The organism is Rhizobium sp. B21/90, from assembly GCF_019355815.1.
Classification (GTDB): domain Bacteria; phylum Pseudomonadota; class Alphaproteobacteria; order Rhizobiales; family Rhizobiaceae; genus Rhizobium; species Rhizobium rhododendri.
Window position 1 is genome coordinate 102725 of sequence record NZ_CP072162.1, and the last position, 17365, is coordinate 120089.

Sequence of the window (17365 nt, forward strand, 5' to 3'; positions counted from 1 at the left end):
GCATAAATCCTGCTGATTCGGTCAGGGCCATTTGGACCCCAGCCGCTCCGCCAATGCAAGAGCCGCTCATTTTGCGGCCGACTTCGACCACCAGACGTCCGGAAAGCCGACCGAATATTCCGGCAGGCTGGCGGGCCGGTCGAACTTGTCCCAATAGGCTATGTGAACGCTGGACGCGTAGTAGAGCGGGATCACGTAATGGCCCGCCAGCAGCGTCCGGTCGAGCGCTCTGGTGGCGACGTTCTTTTCTTCCCGGTCCTTGGCAAGGACGACTTGCTTGATCAGCGTATCGATCGCGGGATCGGCTATTCCCGCAAAGTTCTGCGAACCCTGTCGATCGGCCGAGGCGGATCCCCAGAAATTCCCCTGCTCGTTGCCCGGGTTGAGGGTCTGGCCCCAGACATTCCAGATCATGTCGTAGTCGAAGCTTCGGACGCGGTTACTGTATTGCGACGGGTCGACAGTGCGGACGCGGACATCGATGCCGATCTTTTTCAGGTTCTGCGCGTAAGGCAGTACAGCCTTTTCCAGCATCGGACTACTCAGGAGGATTTCGAATGCAAAGGGCCGGCCGGTCTTGGCGTCGACCATCTGGTTGCCCTTCAGGACGTATCCGCCCTGCTTGAAGAGTTCGATGGCATGGCGAAGGTTATCGCGAAACTTCTGTGGGTCGCCGTTCACCGGATTTGTATAGGGTGTGGTGAAGACCGTGGGCGACAGCCTGTCCCTGACGCCATCCAGGATTTGCAGCTCCCGGCCCTCCGGCAACCCCGAAGATGCCAGTTCCGTGCCGAAGAAATAGCTGTTTATCCGCTTGTATTGGTTGAAGAATACGGTGCGGTTCAGTTCTTCGAAGTCATAGGCGTAATTCAGCGCCTCGCGGACATAGGGGCTCTTGAACTGCTCGCGCCTCATGTTCGGCACCAATGCCTGCATGATACCGACGGCGCGCAGTGGGTTCGGGAGATCCTCCCGCTTGACGCGGCCATCCTTGGCGGCTGGAAAATTGTAGCCGGTCGCCCAGCGGCTGGCTTGGTTGTCCTGCCAGTAATCGACGTTGCCGGCGCGGAAACCCTCAAACTCGACATCTCGGTCGCCGTAATAGGTGTAGGTGATGGTCCGGAAGTTGTCCTGGCCGACGTTGACTGGGAGATTCTTGCCCCAATAATCGTCACGCAGTTCGTAGCGGATCGTCGAGCCCGGCGAAAAGGCCGCTATTTTGTAGGGTCCAGACCCCATGACCGGTTCGAGGGTCGTGCGCGAGATATCGCGCGGTTTTCCGTCGGCGCCGTTCGCCTGCCACCAAAGCTTCGGGACGATCGCAAAATCTCCAAGAATCTGCGGCAGTTCGCGATTGTTCTTTTCATCGAACGAAAACGTCACGTCGCGATCGCCGGTTTTTTCAGCCTTCGTGACATGGGCGTAGTAGCTCATGTTTAGTGGGTCCAACTCTTTGGCCTTGTCGAAGCTAAAAATCACGTCATCCGGTGTTACCGGTGTCCCGTCGGCCCATTTAGCCTCGGCCCGCAGCCTGAAGGTCGCGCTAGACATATCGTCCGGATAGGAGACGCCTTCTGCCAGCAAGCCGTACGCCGAGCCAGTTTCGTCGCTCGAATGTTTCAGCAGCGTATCGAAGACCAGCGAGAGCCCTGCGGCCGTCTCGCCTTTCTTCAACAGCGGGTTGAACGTGTCGAAGGTGCCGTCTGCCGACAGCTTCAGATCGCCGCCTTTGGGCGCATCGGGATTGACGTAGTCGAAATGCTTGAAGCCCGGGGCGTATTTCAGGTCGCCGAGAATGGCGGTGCCGATCCGGAACTGGGCGTCTTCGGCGCGGGAGACAACCGGCAAGGCCAGCAGGGAAATCAATAGAAAAACCGAACCCGTCTTCGACAACGACAATGCCATTCACATACCCCAAGATTCGCGATGACCGCAGGATAGGCGAAATACAGGCGAAATATAGGTGCTGAGAGATTTCGTCGTGGTCGTACCATCCGCAAGTCCCGTTGGTGGTTGCTGTACGAACCTTTCGATATGGGAATGCCTCTGCGCAAAGATCGATTCACCAAGCGGGCTTTTCGCGCTAGGCTCAATCGCAAATCACATCGGCATCGGCCGACCCAACCCAAGGAACTGCATGACTTTTCGCCCGGCCCGGACACTTCGTACCTTCTGCAGCGCCGTCATGGTCGCAACGATCGCCATTGCCGCTACACTCGGCGGCGCTGCCGCAGAGCCAGCAGTTCCGACGCCCGGCAGTGCCAAGGCTCTCTTCGGCGCCGTCGCGCTGCCGACACTGGGCCCGCCGCAGTCGATTGGGTTTTATGCGAAGGGCTGCCTGGCCGGGGCAGTCGCCCTGCCGACGGATGGTCCGACCTGGCAGGTAATGCGGCCTTCGCGCAACAGACGCTGGGGGAGGCCCGAGACCATCTCCGTGATCGAACGGCTGTCCCAGGACGCAGCAAGGCTCGACGGATGGCCCGGGCTTCTGGTGGGCGATATCTCGCAGCCTCGCGGCGGACCGATGTTCAGCGGCCACGCCTCGCACCAGATCGGCCTTGACGCCGATATCTGGCTGATGCCGATGCCGAAGCGGACATTGACAGCAGCCGAGCGCGAAACCATGCCGTTCACCAGCATGCTGGCCAAGGACAAGTTCCTGACGGTCGATCCCGGCCTTTGGACGCAGGCCCGTGTACGACTATTGATGCGCGCCGCAAGCTACCCCGAGGTCGAGCGGATCTTCGTCAATCCGGCGATCAAGAAGAAGATGTGCGAGACCTGGACCGGCGACCGAACCGCACTCGGCAAGCTGCGGCCGGAATACGGCCACGATGCGCATTTTCATATACGATTGCGCTGCCCCGCCGGGGATATCGGCTGCACGGCGCAGGCACCGGTGAAGGCGGGGGACGGTTGCGACAAGAGCCTTGCCTGGTGGTTCACGCCGGCACCGTGGGCGAAGCCTGTCCCGAAGCCCAATGCAGTGCCGGTGAAGCCGCGCGAAATCATGGTGGCAGACCTGCCGGCCGCCTGCAAAGCGACGTTGGCGGCGCCGCCGGTGTCTTCCGCACGGACCACCGCCCCCGGCAGTGCAGCGCCCAGTGGGGCCGAGCCGGACGCCTTGCCGGCTGCACAATGACTACCGGGAAAATCTGCGGGCAACGTCTTTCGCCAAGACTTTCAATGAGCACTGGCATGGTATAGGAAAGCTGCAAATCGATTTAAGGCGTGGCGGGAGGCATGTCATGGCAGAAGTTAAACGCATCGCGCTGATTGCGCATGACGAGAAAAAAACGGCCATGGCAGACTTCGCCCGGCGGTTCGAATCGATGCTGGCAAAATGGCAGATCTTTGCCACCGGCACGACCGGAGCGCGCGTGCTGGCGGCCTGTCCTGACCTCGATGTCATCCGCCTGAAAAGCGGTCCGCTCGGCGGCGACCAGCAGATCGGCGCCATGATCGCAACGGCTGAGGTGGACGCGCTGATTTTCTTCGTCGACCCGTTGACGCCGATGCCGCATGATGTCGATGTGAAAGCGCTGATGCGCCTTGCCATCGTCTACGACATTCCGATGGCACTCAACGAAGCCACCGCCGAACGACTGATAGCCACCCTTTGACCAATCCGCCTGCCGGCGGCTGACCACGGATAGGGCCCATGCCTAAGCTCAACCATAGTGATGTTCCCCTGCCCTTTCCCGTTCTGATGGGCGATATCGGCGGCACCAATGCTCGTTTCTCCATTCAGGTGGATGCTTACAGCGAGGCGAAGCCGTTTCCGATCATGCATGCCGCCGATTACGCAACGATCGACGATGCCATCCGTGAGGGTGTTTTATCGAAGAGCACCGTCGTTCCACGCTCGGCGATCCTTGCCGTTGCCGGCCCGATCAATGGCGACGAAATTCCGCTCACGAATTCCGACTGGATCGTTCGCCCTCGGACAATGATCACCGATCTCGGCATGGAAGACGTGCTGATCATCAACGACTTCGAAGCCCAGGCGCTGGCCATCTCCAACCTCGCAGACGACGGCCGCGAGCCTATCGGCGCCGCCCGCGACGGGTTGATTGCGTCACGCGCCGTGCTTGGACCGGGCACCGGCCTCGGTGTCGCGGGCCTTATCCACGCCAAGAACTCCTGGATCCCAGCGCCTGGCGAAGGCGGCCATATCGATATCGGGCCCCGCAGCAAGCGCGACCTGCAGATCTGGCCGCATCTCGAGGCCATCGAAGGCCGCATTTCGGCAGAGCAGATCATCTGCGGTCGTGGCCTGCAGAACCTCTACAGGGCACTCTGCCATGTCGAGGGCGTCGAGCCGACGCTGAAGGAACCGGCCGATATCACCAACCACGGCCTTGCCGGCAGCGATCGGCTGGCTGTGGAGACGCTGACGTTGTTCGTCACCTACCTCGGCAGGCTGGCTGGCGACATCGCGCTGCTGTTCATGGCACGCGGTGGCGTCTATCTGTCGGGCGGCATTTCCCAGAAGATCATTCCGGCGCTGAAGAAGCCGGAATTCCGTGCAGCCTTCGAGGACAAGGCGCCGCACAGCGCCATGCTTCGCTCCATACCGACCTATGTCGTAACCCATCCGCTGGCCGCCCTCGAGGGCCTTTCCTCCTATGCCCGCATGCCCCAGAAGTTCGGCCTCTCGACGGAAGGGCGTCGCTGGCGCCGCTGAGTGCGCTAGCCAAACCCAGCCGAACGCTTTATAGAACCGCCCGAAGTGCGGGCATCAGCCGCTCGCTCGGTTCAGACAGGAAGTCGATTTTTGAAATCGCCCGAGACCAAAAAAGTTGTTGTTAACAGCGAGACTGTGACCGGCGTTCTCAAGCGGGTGATCGCAGAAAACGGTCGGGATCATATCAAGGGCTACACGATCGCGATCATCTGCCTGATCCTGGTCGCTGTATCCACGGGCTTTATCGCCTTCATCATGAAGATCATCATCGACCAGGCATTTGTCGATCGCAACGCCGATATCGTCTGGCTTGTCTGCGTCGGCATTTTTGCAGCGTTCCTGGTGCGCGGTTTCGCCGGCTATTTCCAGTCGGTCATTCTGAGCAAGATCGGCAATAACATCATTGCCCGATACCAGCGTCGGATCTACGCGCACCTGATGACGCTCTCGGTCGGCTATTTCAGCGAGGCGAGGTCTGCCAAGGTTGCGGCGCAGGTCAGCCAGAACGTGTCCGGCATCCGCGACGTCATGAACCTGACGATCACGTCGACAGCGCGCGACCTGCTGACATTCGTCGCCCTGCTCGCCAATATGGTCTACCAGGACCCGATCCTCAGTCTTGCCGTGTTTGTCATGGCACCGCCGCTTCTCTACGCTCTTCGTTACGTGTCAAAGCGGTTGCGGTCGGCAACGCGAGAGGCTGTGAATCTCAACAGCCACGTGCTCGGCGCCATGCAGGAGACGATCCAGGGGATTGCCATCGTCAAGGCATTCACCATGGAGGAGCAACTGGAACGCAAGATCCAGAAGCTCATCACTACGGCCGAACATCGTCAGAACCGCATTGCCCGGCTTTCGGAGCGCAACGGACCACTGACGGAGACCTTTGCCGGTGTGGCAGTCGGCAGCATCTTCGCCTATGCGGCCTATCGAGCGATCTACTATAACGTCCCTCCAGGCGCATTTTTCTCCTTCGTTGTATCCTTGCTCATGGCCTATGATCCGGCGCGCCGGTTGGCCAAGCTGCAGGTGCAGATGGAGCGTGCCGTAGTCAATGCGAGCATGATCTACGAACTGCTCGACATGGAGACCCGCCAGCGGGACCTGCCCGACGCCAAGCAACTGACGATCACCGAGGCGCGGATCGAGTTTCGCGATGTGACGTTCGGTTATGCGAATGGCAAGCCTGTTCTCGACAAGGTTAACTTCGTGGCCGAGGGTGGCAAGACGACGGCGCTGGTCGGTCCTTCCGGGGCTGGCAAATCGACGGTCATCAATCTCATTCCGCGCTTCTACGACCCCGCTGCCGGGCAAATCTTCATCGATGGGCAGGATATCAGCCACATCACCAAGCAGTCGCTGCGCCAGCACCTCGCCTACGTCTCCCAACAGCCCTACCTTTTCGAGGGTACAATCCGCGACAACATCCGTTACGGCCGGCCGGAATCGACCGATGCCGAGGTCGAACAGGCGGCACGGCTTGCCTACGCGCACGATTTCATCATGGCGCAGCCTCAGGGCTACGATACGCCGGTCGGTGAAAACGGCGTGACATTGTCCGGCGGCCAGCGCCAGCGCGTCTCGATTGCCCGCGCGCTCGTGCGCAATGCTCCGATCCTCCTGCTCGACGAGGCTACCTCCGCACTCGATACCGAGTCCGAGGCGGCTGTCCAAAGGGCGCTGGATGAAGCGATGAGCGGGCGCACCGTGGTGGTGATCGCTCACCGGCTTTCGACTGTCGTGCGGGCCGCAAAAATCGTGGTCATGCAGCAGGGCCGCGTCGTCGAGGAAGGTAATCACGAGACACTGGCAAAATCGCCGGAGGGCCTTTACGCTCGCCTCAACAATCTCCAGGCGCCTGTGAAAGCACCGGTGCGGACACGGACCCGCAAGACGCAGAGCAAATCGATCCTATGAGCGAACAGGCCATGAAACTGGTTGTGGTGGGGGCGTCAGGCCGAATGGGCCAGGCGCTGATCCGCATCATCCATGCCACCGAAGGTGCAACGCTGCACGCGGCCGTCGGGCGCGAGGGGTCTCCATTTCTCGGCAAGGACGCCGGCGAGATCGCCGGGCTCGGTCCGGTCGGCGTGTTGCTGACCGACGATCCGCTAACCGCCTTCCTGCACGCCGACGGCGTCATCGACTTTACACGGCCGGAAACGACGATCGTCTACGCTGGTCTCGCCGCGCAGGCGCGCGTCGTCCATGTTATCGGCACCACCGGTTGTTCTCTGGACGACGAGGCAAAGATTTCAGCTGCTGCGCGTCACGCCCGGATCGTCAAGTCCGGCAATATGAGCCTCGGCGTCAATCTTCTCAGTGTTCTCGTCGAACAGGCGGCGCATGCCTTGCCGGCCGACGAGTGGGACATCGAGGTCCTCGAGATGCACCACAAGCATAAGGTCGACGCTCCCTCAGGCACAGCGATGCTGCTCGGCAAGGCGGCCGCCAACGGGCGCGGGATTGATCTTGCCGACAATTCCGTCCGGGTTCGCGACGGGCACACCGGAGCGCGGGCGAGTGGCAGCATCGGCTTTGCGACGCTGCGCGGCGGCTCGGTCATCGGCGACCACTCCGTCATCCTCGCCGGGGAAGGCGAAATGGTCACCCTGTCGCATTCCGCGGGGGATCGCTCCATCTTTGCGCGCGGCGCCGTCAAGGCGGCGCTGTGGGCGCGCGACCAGAAACCTGATCTCTATTCCATGCTCGACGTGCTCGGGCTTTCTTCACGCTGATACTGTTACGGAGGAATAAAATATGAGCGGTACCCTCGTCCTCGTTCGCCATGGCCAGAGCGACTGGAACCTGAAGAACCTTTTCACCGGCTGGAAAGACCCCGATCTGACGGCGCTCGGCATCGAGGAAGCCACGGCTGGGGGACAGGCGCTGGCCGATTATGGCATCACCTTCGACGTCGCCTTCACCTCGGCCCTCACCCGCGCCCAGCACACACTGAAGCTCATTCTCGACAAGGTCGGCCAGCCCAGCCTGGAAACGATCCGCGACCAGGCCCTGAACGAGCGCGACTACGGCGATCTCTCCGGCCTCAACAAGGACGATGCGCGCGCCAAGTGGGGCGAAGAGCAGGTGCATATCTGGCGCCGTTCCTATGACATCCCGCCACCCGGTGGCGAAAGCCTTCGTGACACCGGCGCACGCGTCTGGCCCTATTATCTCACCGAAATCCTGCCGCGCGTGCTGGCTGGCCAGAAGGTGCTGGTTGCTGCCCACGGCAATTCGCTACGTTCGCTGGTGATGGTGCTCGATCGCCTCAGCAAGGAGCAGATCCTGGCGCTCAACCTCGCGACCGGGGTCCCTATGGTCTACAAGCTGAAGGCCGACTCGACGGTCGCGTCGAAAGAAGTTCTCGGCGATATGTCTGCCGCTCACTAAAGTCAGTTAAAAACCAGGCGTCCCCATCGGGGGATGCCTGAAAACCCGACTCAACGCCGCAGAACCCTAGTTTTCTATGGTGAACTGGACACGATCTGCTGCGAAGCGGGTGATGGAATACTGGACCGGCGCGCCGCCGAGTTCTGTATTGAGGGCTCGCGTTATCATGACGATTGCGCCCGGCGACAATTCGAGATCGGCGACATCGGCTGTTTCTGCATGCATGGCGGTGATTTCGGTGATGGCACGGACGTAGTCCTCCAGGCCCATCTCCGCAAATGATCGCGTAACCGAGCCCGTCCGGCGATAGGCTTCGCCGATATTGGCAAAACGATCCGCAGGAAACCAGCTTGTGGAGCGCGATACGGGCCGCTTGTCCACGGTGCCCAGCGTTTCCAGCCGAACAACGGGGGTCCCCGGCTTAATTTTCAGCCAGCCCGCGATGTCGGCGCCGGCGGTCTCGCAGGCCACGTCGATCAGCACGCCGCGCGCTTCCTTTGCCTGATTTCCAACCCCTTGCGAGAATCGGGTGCGGCGGGATATCGGGAATTTCAGCTTTTCCTTGCGCTCGACCATCGTACCGCGTCCCTGCACGGCGCGCACAACACCCTCCTGCGCCAGCGCCGCAAGCGCGCTTCTCACCGTGTGGCGGTTGACACCAAACTGCAAGGCCAACGCCGTTTCCGCCGGCACCATGCCGGAATCATCGAAATCTCCGTGATTGATCGACGCTCTGATGCGATCGGCAATCTGCCGCCAAAGGGCCACTCCGGTCTGCCGCTGCACCTGTTTCTGAACTGCCATTCTTCCCCATCCCGTCACACGCTTGTCATCCCGCGCCCTTAAAGCTACAAATAGCTTGTATGGTTGTCTATATCAATAGACATTTGGAGACGAGAGATGAATTCGGCGCAAAGACACGAGGCGGCCGCCCGGGAACTCCGCACCCGCAAGCGCGTCACGGACCTGCTGGCCAAGGCGGAAGGCGAAGAGCTGGAAGCCGTCTGGGAAACACTGGCCCAAAAGCCGGTGGCAACTGCCGTGCGCGGGCCCGAAACCGGGCTTGTGATGGTCCGCGGTCGCATCGGCGGCGGCGGCGCCATGTTCAACCTTGGCGAAGTAACCGTCACGCGGGCGACGTTCAGGCTCCCCTCCGGGACCGTCGGTCATGCACAGGCGCTCGGCACCGACATGGAGCGGGCGCGGCTGGCAGCGATCTTCGACGCCTTGTGGCAGGAGCCCGATACGAGGGATTTCGTCGAGCAGGCGATCCTGACGCCTGTTGCGGAGCGAATTGCAGCGGCCGACCACCAAAAGGCGGCGGAAACTGCAGCAACGCGCGTCGATTTCTTCACCATGGTGCGCGGAGAAGATCAATGAGCGTCAATCCCGACACATTCAGCGGCGGCTTTGCCAACCCGGTTTTCGAAAGCCAGAGCGTCTTCAAGGCGATCATGGACGGCATGGCGCGCCCCGGCACGATCCAGACGATCGGCCCGGAGATTGCCCCACCCGCTCCGCTTGGTATTGCTGCGGGCGCAATTGCGCTGACGCTCTGCGATCACGAGACGCCCGTCTGGCTGTCGGCATCCCTCGCACGGTCTGCGCTGCCAGCCTGGCTGGCCTTCAACACGGGCGCTTCGCTCGGAGACAAGCTGGAAGCGCGCTTTGTCTTCCTGGAGGACGGCACGATGCTGTCGTCTTTCAGCCAGTTCGCATCGGGCAGCCAGGAATATCCGGATCGCTCGGCAACCATCGTGCTGGAAGTCAAGGCTCTGGAGGGCGGACGACCGCTCGCTCTTTCCGGGCCAGGCATCAGGGGAATCGCGACGATTGCACCTATCGGTCTTCCCGAGAGCTTCCTGCGGCTCTGGAATGACAACCGCGCCATTTTCCCGCGCGGCGCCGATATCGTCCTGACAGCGGGCAAGCATTTCGTCTGCCTGCCGCGTACGACCAAAATCACTGCAACGGAGATCTGACCGATGTATGTTGCCGTCAAGGGTGGCGAAGCCGCCATCGCCAATGCCCACCGGCTGCTCGCCGACCGCCGTCGAGGTGACCGCACGCTGCCGGCCATCGGCATAGACCAGATCGTCGCGCAGCTTTCGCTCGCCGTCGATCGCGTCATGGCCGAAGCCTCGCTCTACGACCGGACCCTGGCAGCGCTGGCCGTCCGCCAGTCGCGCGGCGACATGATCGAGGCGATCTTCATCCTGCGCGCCTACCGCACGACGCTGCCGCGTTTTGGCTATTCACAGCCGATCGATACCGCCGCGATGAAGATAGAGCGGCGTATTTCGGCGACCTACAAGGATCTGCCGGGCGGCCAGTTGCTCGGGCCTACCTTCGACTACACCCATCGCCTGCTCGATCCCTCGCTGCTGGGAGACGAAGCAGTCGAGCAAGGCGCGCAGCGCCAGGCCGAAGATGACCGCGTCATGCGGGTATCGGAAATCCTTGCGGAAGAAGGCCTGATCGAAGCAGATGGCGACATGCCGGAAGACCACGAGACCGGCGACCTGACGCGCGAGCCCATGGAATTCCCGATGACGCGCGACCTTCGGCTGCAGGCCCTGGCACGCGGCGACGAGGGCTTTCTGCTGGCGCTCGGCTATTCCACCCAGCGTGGATATGGCCGCAACCATCCGTTCACCGGCGAGATCCGCATCGGCGAGGTCGAGGTCGAACTCGACGTGCCGGAACTCGGCTTCGCGGTCTCGCTCGGCACCATCCAGGTCACGGAATGCCAGATGGTCAACCAGTTCAAGGGATCGGCCAAGGCGCCGCCGCAGTTTACGCGCGGGTACGGCCTCGTGTTCGGCCAGAGCGAGCGCAAGGCGATGGCCATGTCGCTGGTCGACCGGGCGCTGAGGGCCGAGGAACTCGGCGAGGACGTGACCGCACCGGCGCAGGACGAGGAATTCGTCATCTCGCATTCCGACAATGTCCAGGCTACCGGCTTCGTCGAGCATCTCAAGCTGCCGCACTATGTCGACTTCCAGGCTGAGCTCGATCTCGTCCGCCGCATGCGCAGCGATTTTGAAAAGGCACGCAAGGCCGGCCAGGAACCCCTTCAGGAGGCTGCCGAATGAGCGCACTTGCAACGTACAACTTTGCCTATCTCGACGAACAGACCAAACGGATGATCCGCCGCGCCATCCTCAAGGCGATTGCGATCCCCGGCTACCAGGTGCCGTTCGCCTCGCGCGAAATGCCGATGCCCTATGGCTGGGGCACCGGCGGCGTGCAGGTGACGGCGTCGATCATCGGCCCTGACGACGTTCTCAAGGTCATCGACCAGGGCGCAGACGACACGACCAATGCCGTGTCGATCCGAGCCTTCTTCCAGAAGGTCGCCAATGTTGCCGTCACTACCCGCACCAGCGAAGCGACGATCATCCAGACCCGCCACCGCATTCCTGAAGAGAAACTCGGACCCAATCAGGTGCTGGTCTACCAGGTGCCGCAGCCGGAGCCATTGCGCTTCCTGGAGCCGCGCGAGACCGAGACGCGCAAGATGCATGCGCTGGAAGAATACGGCCTGATGCACGTCAAGCTCTACGAGGACATCGCCCGAAACGGCCGGATTGCCACGACCTATGCCTATCCGGTCAAGGTTCAGGGCCGCTATGTCATGGACCCGTCGCCGACGCCGAAGTTCGACAACCCGAAAATGCACCAGTCGGAAGCCTTGCAGCTATTCGGCGCCGGTCGCGAGAAGCGGATCTATGCCGTGCCGCCCTATACCGACGTGGTCAGCCTCGACTTCGAGGATCATCCCTTCGAGATCCAGAGCTTCGACAAGCCCTGCGCACTGTGCGGCGCGGAGGACGTTTACCTTGACGAGGTCATCCTCGACGACAAGGGCGGGCGGATGTTCGTCTGCTCCGACACCGACCATTGCGAGGATCGCCGGGCCCATGGGCATGTCGGCGAGATGCTGGCACCCGCCAAGGAGGCCGCGGAATGAGGCACTCTCTTTTCCCTGCACATAGAAGCGACGCTGCGGAGGTAAAGCCATGACCGAGACGCCACTCCTCAGGGTCAAGGACATCTCGAAATTCTATGGGAGCCGCATCGGCTGCCGCAATGTCTCGTTCGACCTCTGGCCGGGCGAAGTGCTTGCCATCGTCGGGGAATCCGGTTCCGGCAAGACGACGTTGCTGAACTGCCTATCGACCCGACTGATGCCGACCACCGGTAGCATCGAGTACCACATGCGCGACGGGCAATACCGCGAGCTCTTCCATATGAACGAGGCCGAGCGGCGCTTCCTGATGCGCACCGACTGGGGTTTTGTGCACCAGAACCCGGCCGATGGACTTCGCATGACGGTTTCAGCCGGGGCTAATGTCGGCGAGCGGCTGATGGCCGTCGGCGATCGCCACTACGGCAATATCCGCGCGACCGCCATTGACTGGCTCGGACGCGTCGAGATCAATGCCGACCGCATCGACGACCAGCCGCGCGCTTTTTCCGGCGGCATGCGCCAGCGCCTGCAGATTGCCCGTAACTTGGTGACCTCGCCCCGCCTGGTCTTCATGGACGAGCCGACCGGTGGTCTGGACGTCTCCGTGCAGGCCCGCCTGCTCGATCTCGTGCGCGGCCTCGTCCAGGATCTCGGCCTCTCTGCAATCGTAGTCACCCACGATCTCGCCGTCGCGCGGCTGCTCTCGCACCGGATGATGGTGATGAAGGACGGCAATGTCATCGAGCACGGCCTGACCGACCGCGTGCTGGACGATCCGCAGGAGCCCTACACGCAACTGCTCGTATCCTCGATCCTGCAAGTCTAGGGAAAGAACGTCATGGCAACCCCTCTCGTCGTCTCCGAAGTTTTCAAAAGCTTCGTCATGCATCTGCGCGACGGCATTCGCCTGCCTGTTGTCGCCGACGTCTCGTTCTCGGTCGCCGCCGGGGAGTGCGTCGTGCTCGGCGGTCCATCGGGCATCGGCAAAAGCTCGCTGCTGAAAATGACCTACGGCAACTACGCCGTCGATGGTGGCCAGATCCTCGTCGTCCACAAGGGCCGCATCGTCGACCTTGCGACCGCGGATCCCCGCACCGTCATCGACGTGCGCCGCCACACGATGGGTTATGTCAGCCAGTTCTTGCGCACCGTACCACGCGTCGCCGCCATCGATGTCGTCGCGGAACCGCTGACGGCGCGTGGCGAAAGCCACATCGTGGCCCGGGAACGGGCCGCAGAACTGCTATCGCGGCTCAACCTGCCCGAGGAACTATGGCAGCTGCCGCCGGCGACATTTTCCGGTGGCGAGCAACAGCGCGTCAACGTTGCCCGCGGCTTCATCACCGATCACGCGATCCTGTTGCTCGATGAGCCGACGGCATCGCTCGACGCGCGCAACCGCGCTGTCGTCGTGGAGTTGATCGCCGCCAAGAAGAAGGCCGGCGTGGCCTTGCTCGGCATCTTCCATGACGATGAGGTTCGGGCTGCTGTCGCCGACCGCATCCTCGATGTCAGTGCGTTCTCGCCACGCATATCCCGCGTTCCGGCCGAGGCCTGAACTTTGCCAATCCAACGAGAAACCTATGGCGCCGCAGACCTGCGGCGTGAAGGTGAAACTGCGCCCGGAGACATTGAGATGACCAGGAAAATTGGCGAGCAGCCCTCTATCGATCCGACGGCGCGCGTCAGCCAGTCGACCCTCGGACGCTATACCGAGGTGTCCGAGCGCTGCCGGCTCGATGAGGTCGATATGGGCGACTATTCCTATATCATGCAGGATGGTGCAGTCTGGTGCACGACCATTGGCAAATTCGTCAATATCGCCGCCGCCGTGCGCATCAACGCGACCAACCATCCGACATGGCGCGCCACCCTTCACCATTTCACCTACCGTGCCAAGGACTACTGGCCGGATGCCGACCTGGAAACCGACTTCTTCGCCTGGCGCCGTGAGAACCGCGTCGTCATCGGCAACGACGTCTGGATCGGCCATGGCGCGACTGTGCTTCCCGGCGTGAAGGTCGGAAACGGTGCCGTGATCGGCGCCGGAGCAGTGGTTTCGAAAGACGTCGCGCCCTACACAATCGTCGGTGGGGTGCCCGCCAAACTGATCCGCGAGCGATTTTCAAAGGCTGTCGGCGAGCGGATGGATGCCTTGGCCTGGTGGGATTGGGACCACAACCGGCTGCGCACTGCGCTGGAGGATTTCCGTGCCCTTTCAGGCGAGGATTTTCTTAGCCGCTACGGTGGCTGAAGGACGCCTCCGACGGGATTTGTGACAGCAGTTACACAAATCTGACATCGGAGGTTCATCAACCTTCGGTAAGCATTTCAACCGATAGGCGCGTTCAGACGCGCCTTTTTTGAAAGCTTCACACATGACGTGTGTCGTCGCGAAAAGAGAGACCAGATGTTCGAACTCAGGGATGTAACCCGCACTTTCGGAAACAAGATCGCTGTCGATTCCGTGACGCTGGACATCCCGCAGGGCCAAATGGTCGGCATCATCGGTCGATCGGGCGCCGGCAAGTCGACGCTGCTGCGCATGATAAACCATCTCGCACTTCCCTCGTCGGGCTCCATCCATTTCGCCGGCGCCGAGGTTTCGGCATTTCGCGGCAAGGCCCTGCGCAACTGGCAGCGCGACTGCGCGATGATCTTCCAGCAGTTCAATCTCGTGCCCCGCCTCGATGTACTCACCAACGTCATGCTCGGGCGGCTCAACCACCGGCCGACGGCACTCAGCCTGCTCAATATCTTCACCCGCGAAGAGCGCATCGATGCCATCATGGCGCTAGAGCGTCTCGGTATCGAGCAGACGGCAATGCAGATGGCAGGCACCCTTTCCGGCGGCCAGCAGCAGCGTGTGGCAATTGCCCGGGCACTGATGCAGAAGCCCAAGATGCTGCTTGCCGACGAGCCGATCGCTTCCCTCGATCCTCTGAATGCGAAGATCGTCATGGATGCGCTGCGCGACATCAACGAGCGCGACGGTATTACGGTCATCACCAACCTGCATACGCTGGATACAGCCCGCAATTATTGTGAGCGCATCATCGGCATGGCGTCCGGCCGCGTCGTCTTCGACGGTCCGCCTTCAGCGCTGACCGCCGACGCGGTCAATGCCATCTACGGCACCGATCGGGATGGCGCGGGCATCGACGAGACGATGACGTCGACGAGCATCAATACTGCCAGCTTGCCTGCTGCAAGCGTGGCTCAGCAATCTGCCGGCGCCTCGCCGCTGGCACTGGCCGGTCTCTGAGGGAGAGACCGGGATCGAAGGCCCACGTCACGGGTGCATCCATTCAGACCGAACATCCGGGGACACCGGTTAATCAGGAGACGAAACCCATGTTGAAGAAGACACTTCTTGCAGCCACGGCGATCCTTTCGCTCGTCGGCCAGGCAGCATCCGCAGCCGACCTCAAGGAATTCCGCGTCGGCATTCTCGGCGGCGAGAACGAAGCCGACCGTCTACGCAACTACGCCTGCCTTGCCGACCATCTCAAGGAAACCTTCGGTTTTGAAAAGGTCTCGCTGTTCCCGGCTGCCGATTATGACGGCGTTATCCAAGGCCTGCTGGGCGGCACGCTCGATTTCGCAGAACTCGGCGCCTCCGGTTATGCCGCGACCTTCATCAAGGATCCGAAGGCCGTCACCCCTATCCTGACGACTCAGCAGGCCGACGGCGCGACCGGCTACTACTCCATCGGTCTGGCCCTGAAGTCCTCCGGCATCAAGACCATCATGGACGCCAAGGGCAAGAAGCTCGGCTACGCCGACCCGGACTCCACCTCCGGCTACCTCGTTCCGCTGACACAGATCCCGAAGACCACGGGCGTTCCGAACGACAAGTTCTTCGGTTCGACGCAGTTCAACGGCGGCCACGAGAACAACCTGCTCGCAGCCTATGACGGTAAGGTCGATGTTGCAGTCGACGATTCCTCCGGCATTGGCAACTTCAAGGACGGCTACACCTCCGGCACCTTCCGCAAGGAAGTCAACAAGGGCGCTGTCGACCCGAACAAGCTGGTTGAAGTCTGGCGTTCGCCGCTGATCCCGAACGGCCCGCTGGTCGTTTCCAACAAGCTCGGCACTGAATGGCAGACCAAGCTGGCCGACTTCTTCACCCAGCTCCCGACCAAGGACAAGAAGTGCTTCGACGCCATCGAAGGCGGCGACTTCAAGGGCTACGTTCCTGTCAAGGCCGACTTCTACAACGCAATCGTTGAAGTCCGCAAAGCAGCTATCGGCGGCTGATCCGAGATCACTGAAGGCGGCCGGTCCCACCGGCCGCCTTTTTGACGTGCCTGAACTCCGTCCGACGAGCAGCGTTTCATGACCCTAGCCGACACCCATTCGCAGATGCCAACGGCGCAGCAGATCGGCGACAGCTGGGCGAGGCAGGTCGCGCGCCGGCGGGTCTACACGATTTTCGGACTTCTGGTGCTGCTGGCGGCCTTCGTCTCGTCGATGCAATTTGCCAATGACAGCAATGCCGGACACTTCTTCGAGCGCCTGCCGCATCTCTTCGACTTCGTCAGCTGGCTGGTTCCGAAAGACTGGAACGACGTCTGGCGCGCCCTCTTCGACATAGCCAGCCCCAACGATCCGGGAACGGGCGGCGAGGAGTTCAATTTCCCGCGCGGTCGCGTCTATGTCTTCGGCGATTTCTATATCCCCGAATACTTCGAACTGATGCTCATCACCATCAACGTGGCGCTGGTGTCGACGATCATCGGCTTCATCTTTGCCCTGCCACTGTCGTTCATCGCATCACGCAACCTGACGCCGTCGAAGCCTTTGCGGATCGTCGTCAAGCGCGTCATGGAGGTGCTCAGGGCCTTTCCGGAAATTGTCATTGCCGGGCTGTTTGCCGCAATCATCTCGATAGGGCCGGTCTCGGCCATCATCGCCGTCGGCCTTCACTCGATTGGCGCGCTGGGCAAGCTGTTCTATGAGACAATCGAAAACGCCGACATGCGGGCCGATGAAGGCATCCGCTCGGTCGGTGCCAGCTGGAGCGAGCGGGTACGGTTTGCGACCCTGCCGCAGGTCCTGCCTAACTTCATGTCCTATACCCTGCTGCGAGTGGAGATTAACGTCCGGGCCTCGACGATCATCGGCGCCGTCGGCGGCGGCGGCATCGGCGAGGAGCTGAAGCTCTCCATCTCGCGCGGCTTCGGCGCCAAGACGATGGCGCTGATCCTGCTGCTCTTCGTCACCATTCTCGCCGTCGACCAGTTCTCCGCCTGGCTGCGCAAGCGGCTTGTTGGCGAACACGCCTTCCTGCTGCATCACTGAGG

At 61.7% G+C, this 17365-nt stretch carries 18 protein-coding genes; 16 read left to right on the forward strand and 2 right to left on the reverse strand.

The features are described 5' to 3' along the window. Positions 1-66 precede the first annotated feature (66 nt). Positions 67-1905: an extracellular solute-binding protein gene (locus J5278_RS00460; RefSeq protein WP_209182384.1), complete on the reverse strand. Its 1839-nt coding sequence runs from the start codon at positions 1903-1905 to the stop codon at positions 67-69. Between the two features lie 232 nt (positions 1906-2137). Here J5278_RS00460 and mepA point away from each other — a divergent pair, with 232 nt between their 5' ends. The 6 genes from mepA (at position 2138) to J5278_RS00490 (ending at position 8083) form a co-directional block, all read left to right on the forward strand. Beyond that, a complete protein-coding gene (gene mepA, locus J5278_RS00465; RefSeq protein WP_209182383.1) occupies positions 2138-3142 on the forward strand; it encodes a penicillin-insensitive murein endopeptidase in 1005 nt (334 codons plus the stop codon). A 106-nt stretch (positions 3143-3248) separates the two neighbouring features. Beyond that, on the forward strand, positions 3249-3623 hold the full coding sequence (locus J5278_RS00470; RefSeq protein WP_209182382.1) for a methylglyoxal synthase: 375 nt from the start codon (positions 3249-3251) through the stop codon (positions 3621-3623). A 38-nt stretch (positions 3624-3661) separates the two neighbouring features. After that, positions 3662-4687: a glucokinase gene (locus tag J5278_RS00475; RefSeq protein ID WP_209182381.1), complete on the forward strand. Its 1026-nt coding sequence runs from the start codon at positions 3662-3664 to the stop codon at positions 4685-4687. Between the two features lie 90 nt (positions 4688-4777). Then, a complete protein-coding gene (locus tag J5278_RS00480; protein WP_209182380.1) occupies positions 4778-6604 on the forward strand; it encodes an ABC transporter ATP-binding protein in 1827 nt (608 codons plus the stop codon). Further along, positions 6601-7425, forward strand: a complete 825-nt coding sequence (dapB, locus tag J5278_RS00485; RefSeq protein WP_209182379.1) for a 4-hydroxy-tetrahydrodipicolinate reductase — start codon at positions 6601-6603, stop codon at positions 7423-7425. The genes J5278_RS00480 and dapB overlap by 4 nt, the downstream gene beginning before the upstream one ends. Before the next feature lie 22 nt (positions 7426-7447). Continuing rightward, entirely contained in the window at positions 7448-8083 is a 636-nt protein-coding gene (locus J5278_RS00490) for a 2,3-bisphosphoglycerate-dependent phosphoglycerate mutase (protein WP_111215955.1), read from the forward strand. 66 nt (positions 8084-8149) lie between these two features. On the opposite strand, the gene phnF is transcribed toward J5278_RS00490, so the two are convergent. Continuing rightward, positions 8150-8887, reverse strand: coding sequence for a phosphonate metabolism transcriptional regulator PhnF (phnF, locus tag J5278_RS00495; RefSeq protein ID WP_209182378.1), 738 nt, complete (start codon positions 8885-8887; stop codon positions 8150-8152). Positions 8888-8983: 96 nt separating this feature from the next. Between phnF and phnG the strand changes: the two genes are divergently transcribed. The 10 genes from phnG (at position 8984) to phnE (ending at position 17363) form a co-directional block, all read left to right on the forward strand. Then, a complete protein-coding gene (gene phnG / locus J5278_RS00500; RefSeq protein ID WP_209182377.1) occupies positions 8984-9463 on the forward strand; it encodes a phosphonate C-P lyase system protein PhnG in 480 nt (159 codons plus the stop codon). Further along, entirely contained in the window at positions 9460-10065 is a 606-nt protein-coding gene (gene phnH, locus J5278_RS00505) for a phosphonate C-P lyase system protein PhnH (RefSeq protein WP_209182375.1), read from the forward strand. The genes phnG and phnH overlap by 4 nt, the downstream gene beginning before the upstream one ends. Before the next feature lie 3 nt (positions 10066-10068). Next, the gene (locus J5278_RS00510; RefSeq protein ID WP_209182373.1) at positions 10069-11178 is read left to right on the forward strand and encodes a carbon-phosphorus lyase complex subunit PhnI; all 1110 of its coding nucleotides are present in this window, start codon (positions 10069-10071) and stop codon (positions 11176-11178) included. Next, positions 11175-12056: an alpha-D-ribose 1-methylphosphonate 5-phosphate C-P-lyase PhnJ gene (locus J5278_RS00515; protein ID WP_142830078.1), complete on the forward strand. Its 882-nt coding sequence runs from the start codon at positions 11175-11177 to the stop codon at positions 12054-12056. The genes J5278_RS00510 and J5278_RS00515 overlap by 4 nt, the downstream gene beginning before the upstream one ends. 49 nt (positions 12057-12105) lie before the next feature. Then, positions 12106-12882, forward strand: coding sequence for a phosphonate C-P lyase system protein PhnK (gene phnK, locus J5278_RS00520; protein ID WP_111215949.1), 777 nt, complete (start codon positions 12106-12108; stop codon positions 12880-12882). Between the two features lie 12 nt (positions 12883-12894). After that, on the forward strand, positions 12895-13614 hold the full coding sequence (gene phnL, locus J5278_RS00525) for a phosphonate C-P lyase system protein PhnL (protein ID WP_209182371.1): 720 nt from the start codon (positions 12895-12897) through the stop codon (positions 13612-13614). Positions 13615-13692: 78 nt separating this feature from the next. After that, a complete protein-coding gene (locus J5278_RS00530; protein WP_142830074.1) occupies positions 13693-14310 on the forward strand; it encodes a DapH/DapD/GlmU-related protein in 618 nt (205 codons plus the stop codon). Between the two features lie 156 nt (positions 14311-14466). Beyond that, on the forward strand, positions 14467-15321 hold the full coding sequence (gene phnC, locus J5278_RS00535) for a phosphonate ABC transporter ATP-binding protein (RefSeq protein ID WP_111215946.1): 855 nt from the start codon (positions 14467-14469) through the stop codon (positions 15319-15321). Positions 15322-15410: 89 nt separating this feature from the next. Next, positions 15411-16319, forward strand: coding sequence for a phosphonate ABC transporter substrate-binding protein (phnD, locus tag J5278_RS00540; protein ID WP_111215945.1), 909 nt, complete (start codon positions 15411-15413; stop codon positions 16317-16319). A gap of 78 nt (positions 16320-16397) precedes the next feature. Then, a complete protein-coding gene (gene phnE, locus J5278_RS00545; RefSeq protein ID WP_209182369.1) occupies positions 16398-17363 on the forward strand; it encodes a phosphonate ABC transporter, permease protein PhnE in 966 nt (321 codons plus the stop codon). Positions 17364-17365: the final 2 nt, after the last annotated feature.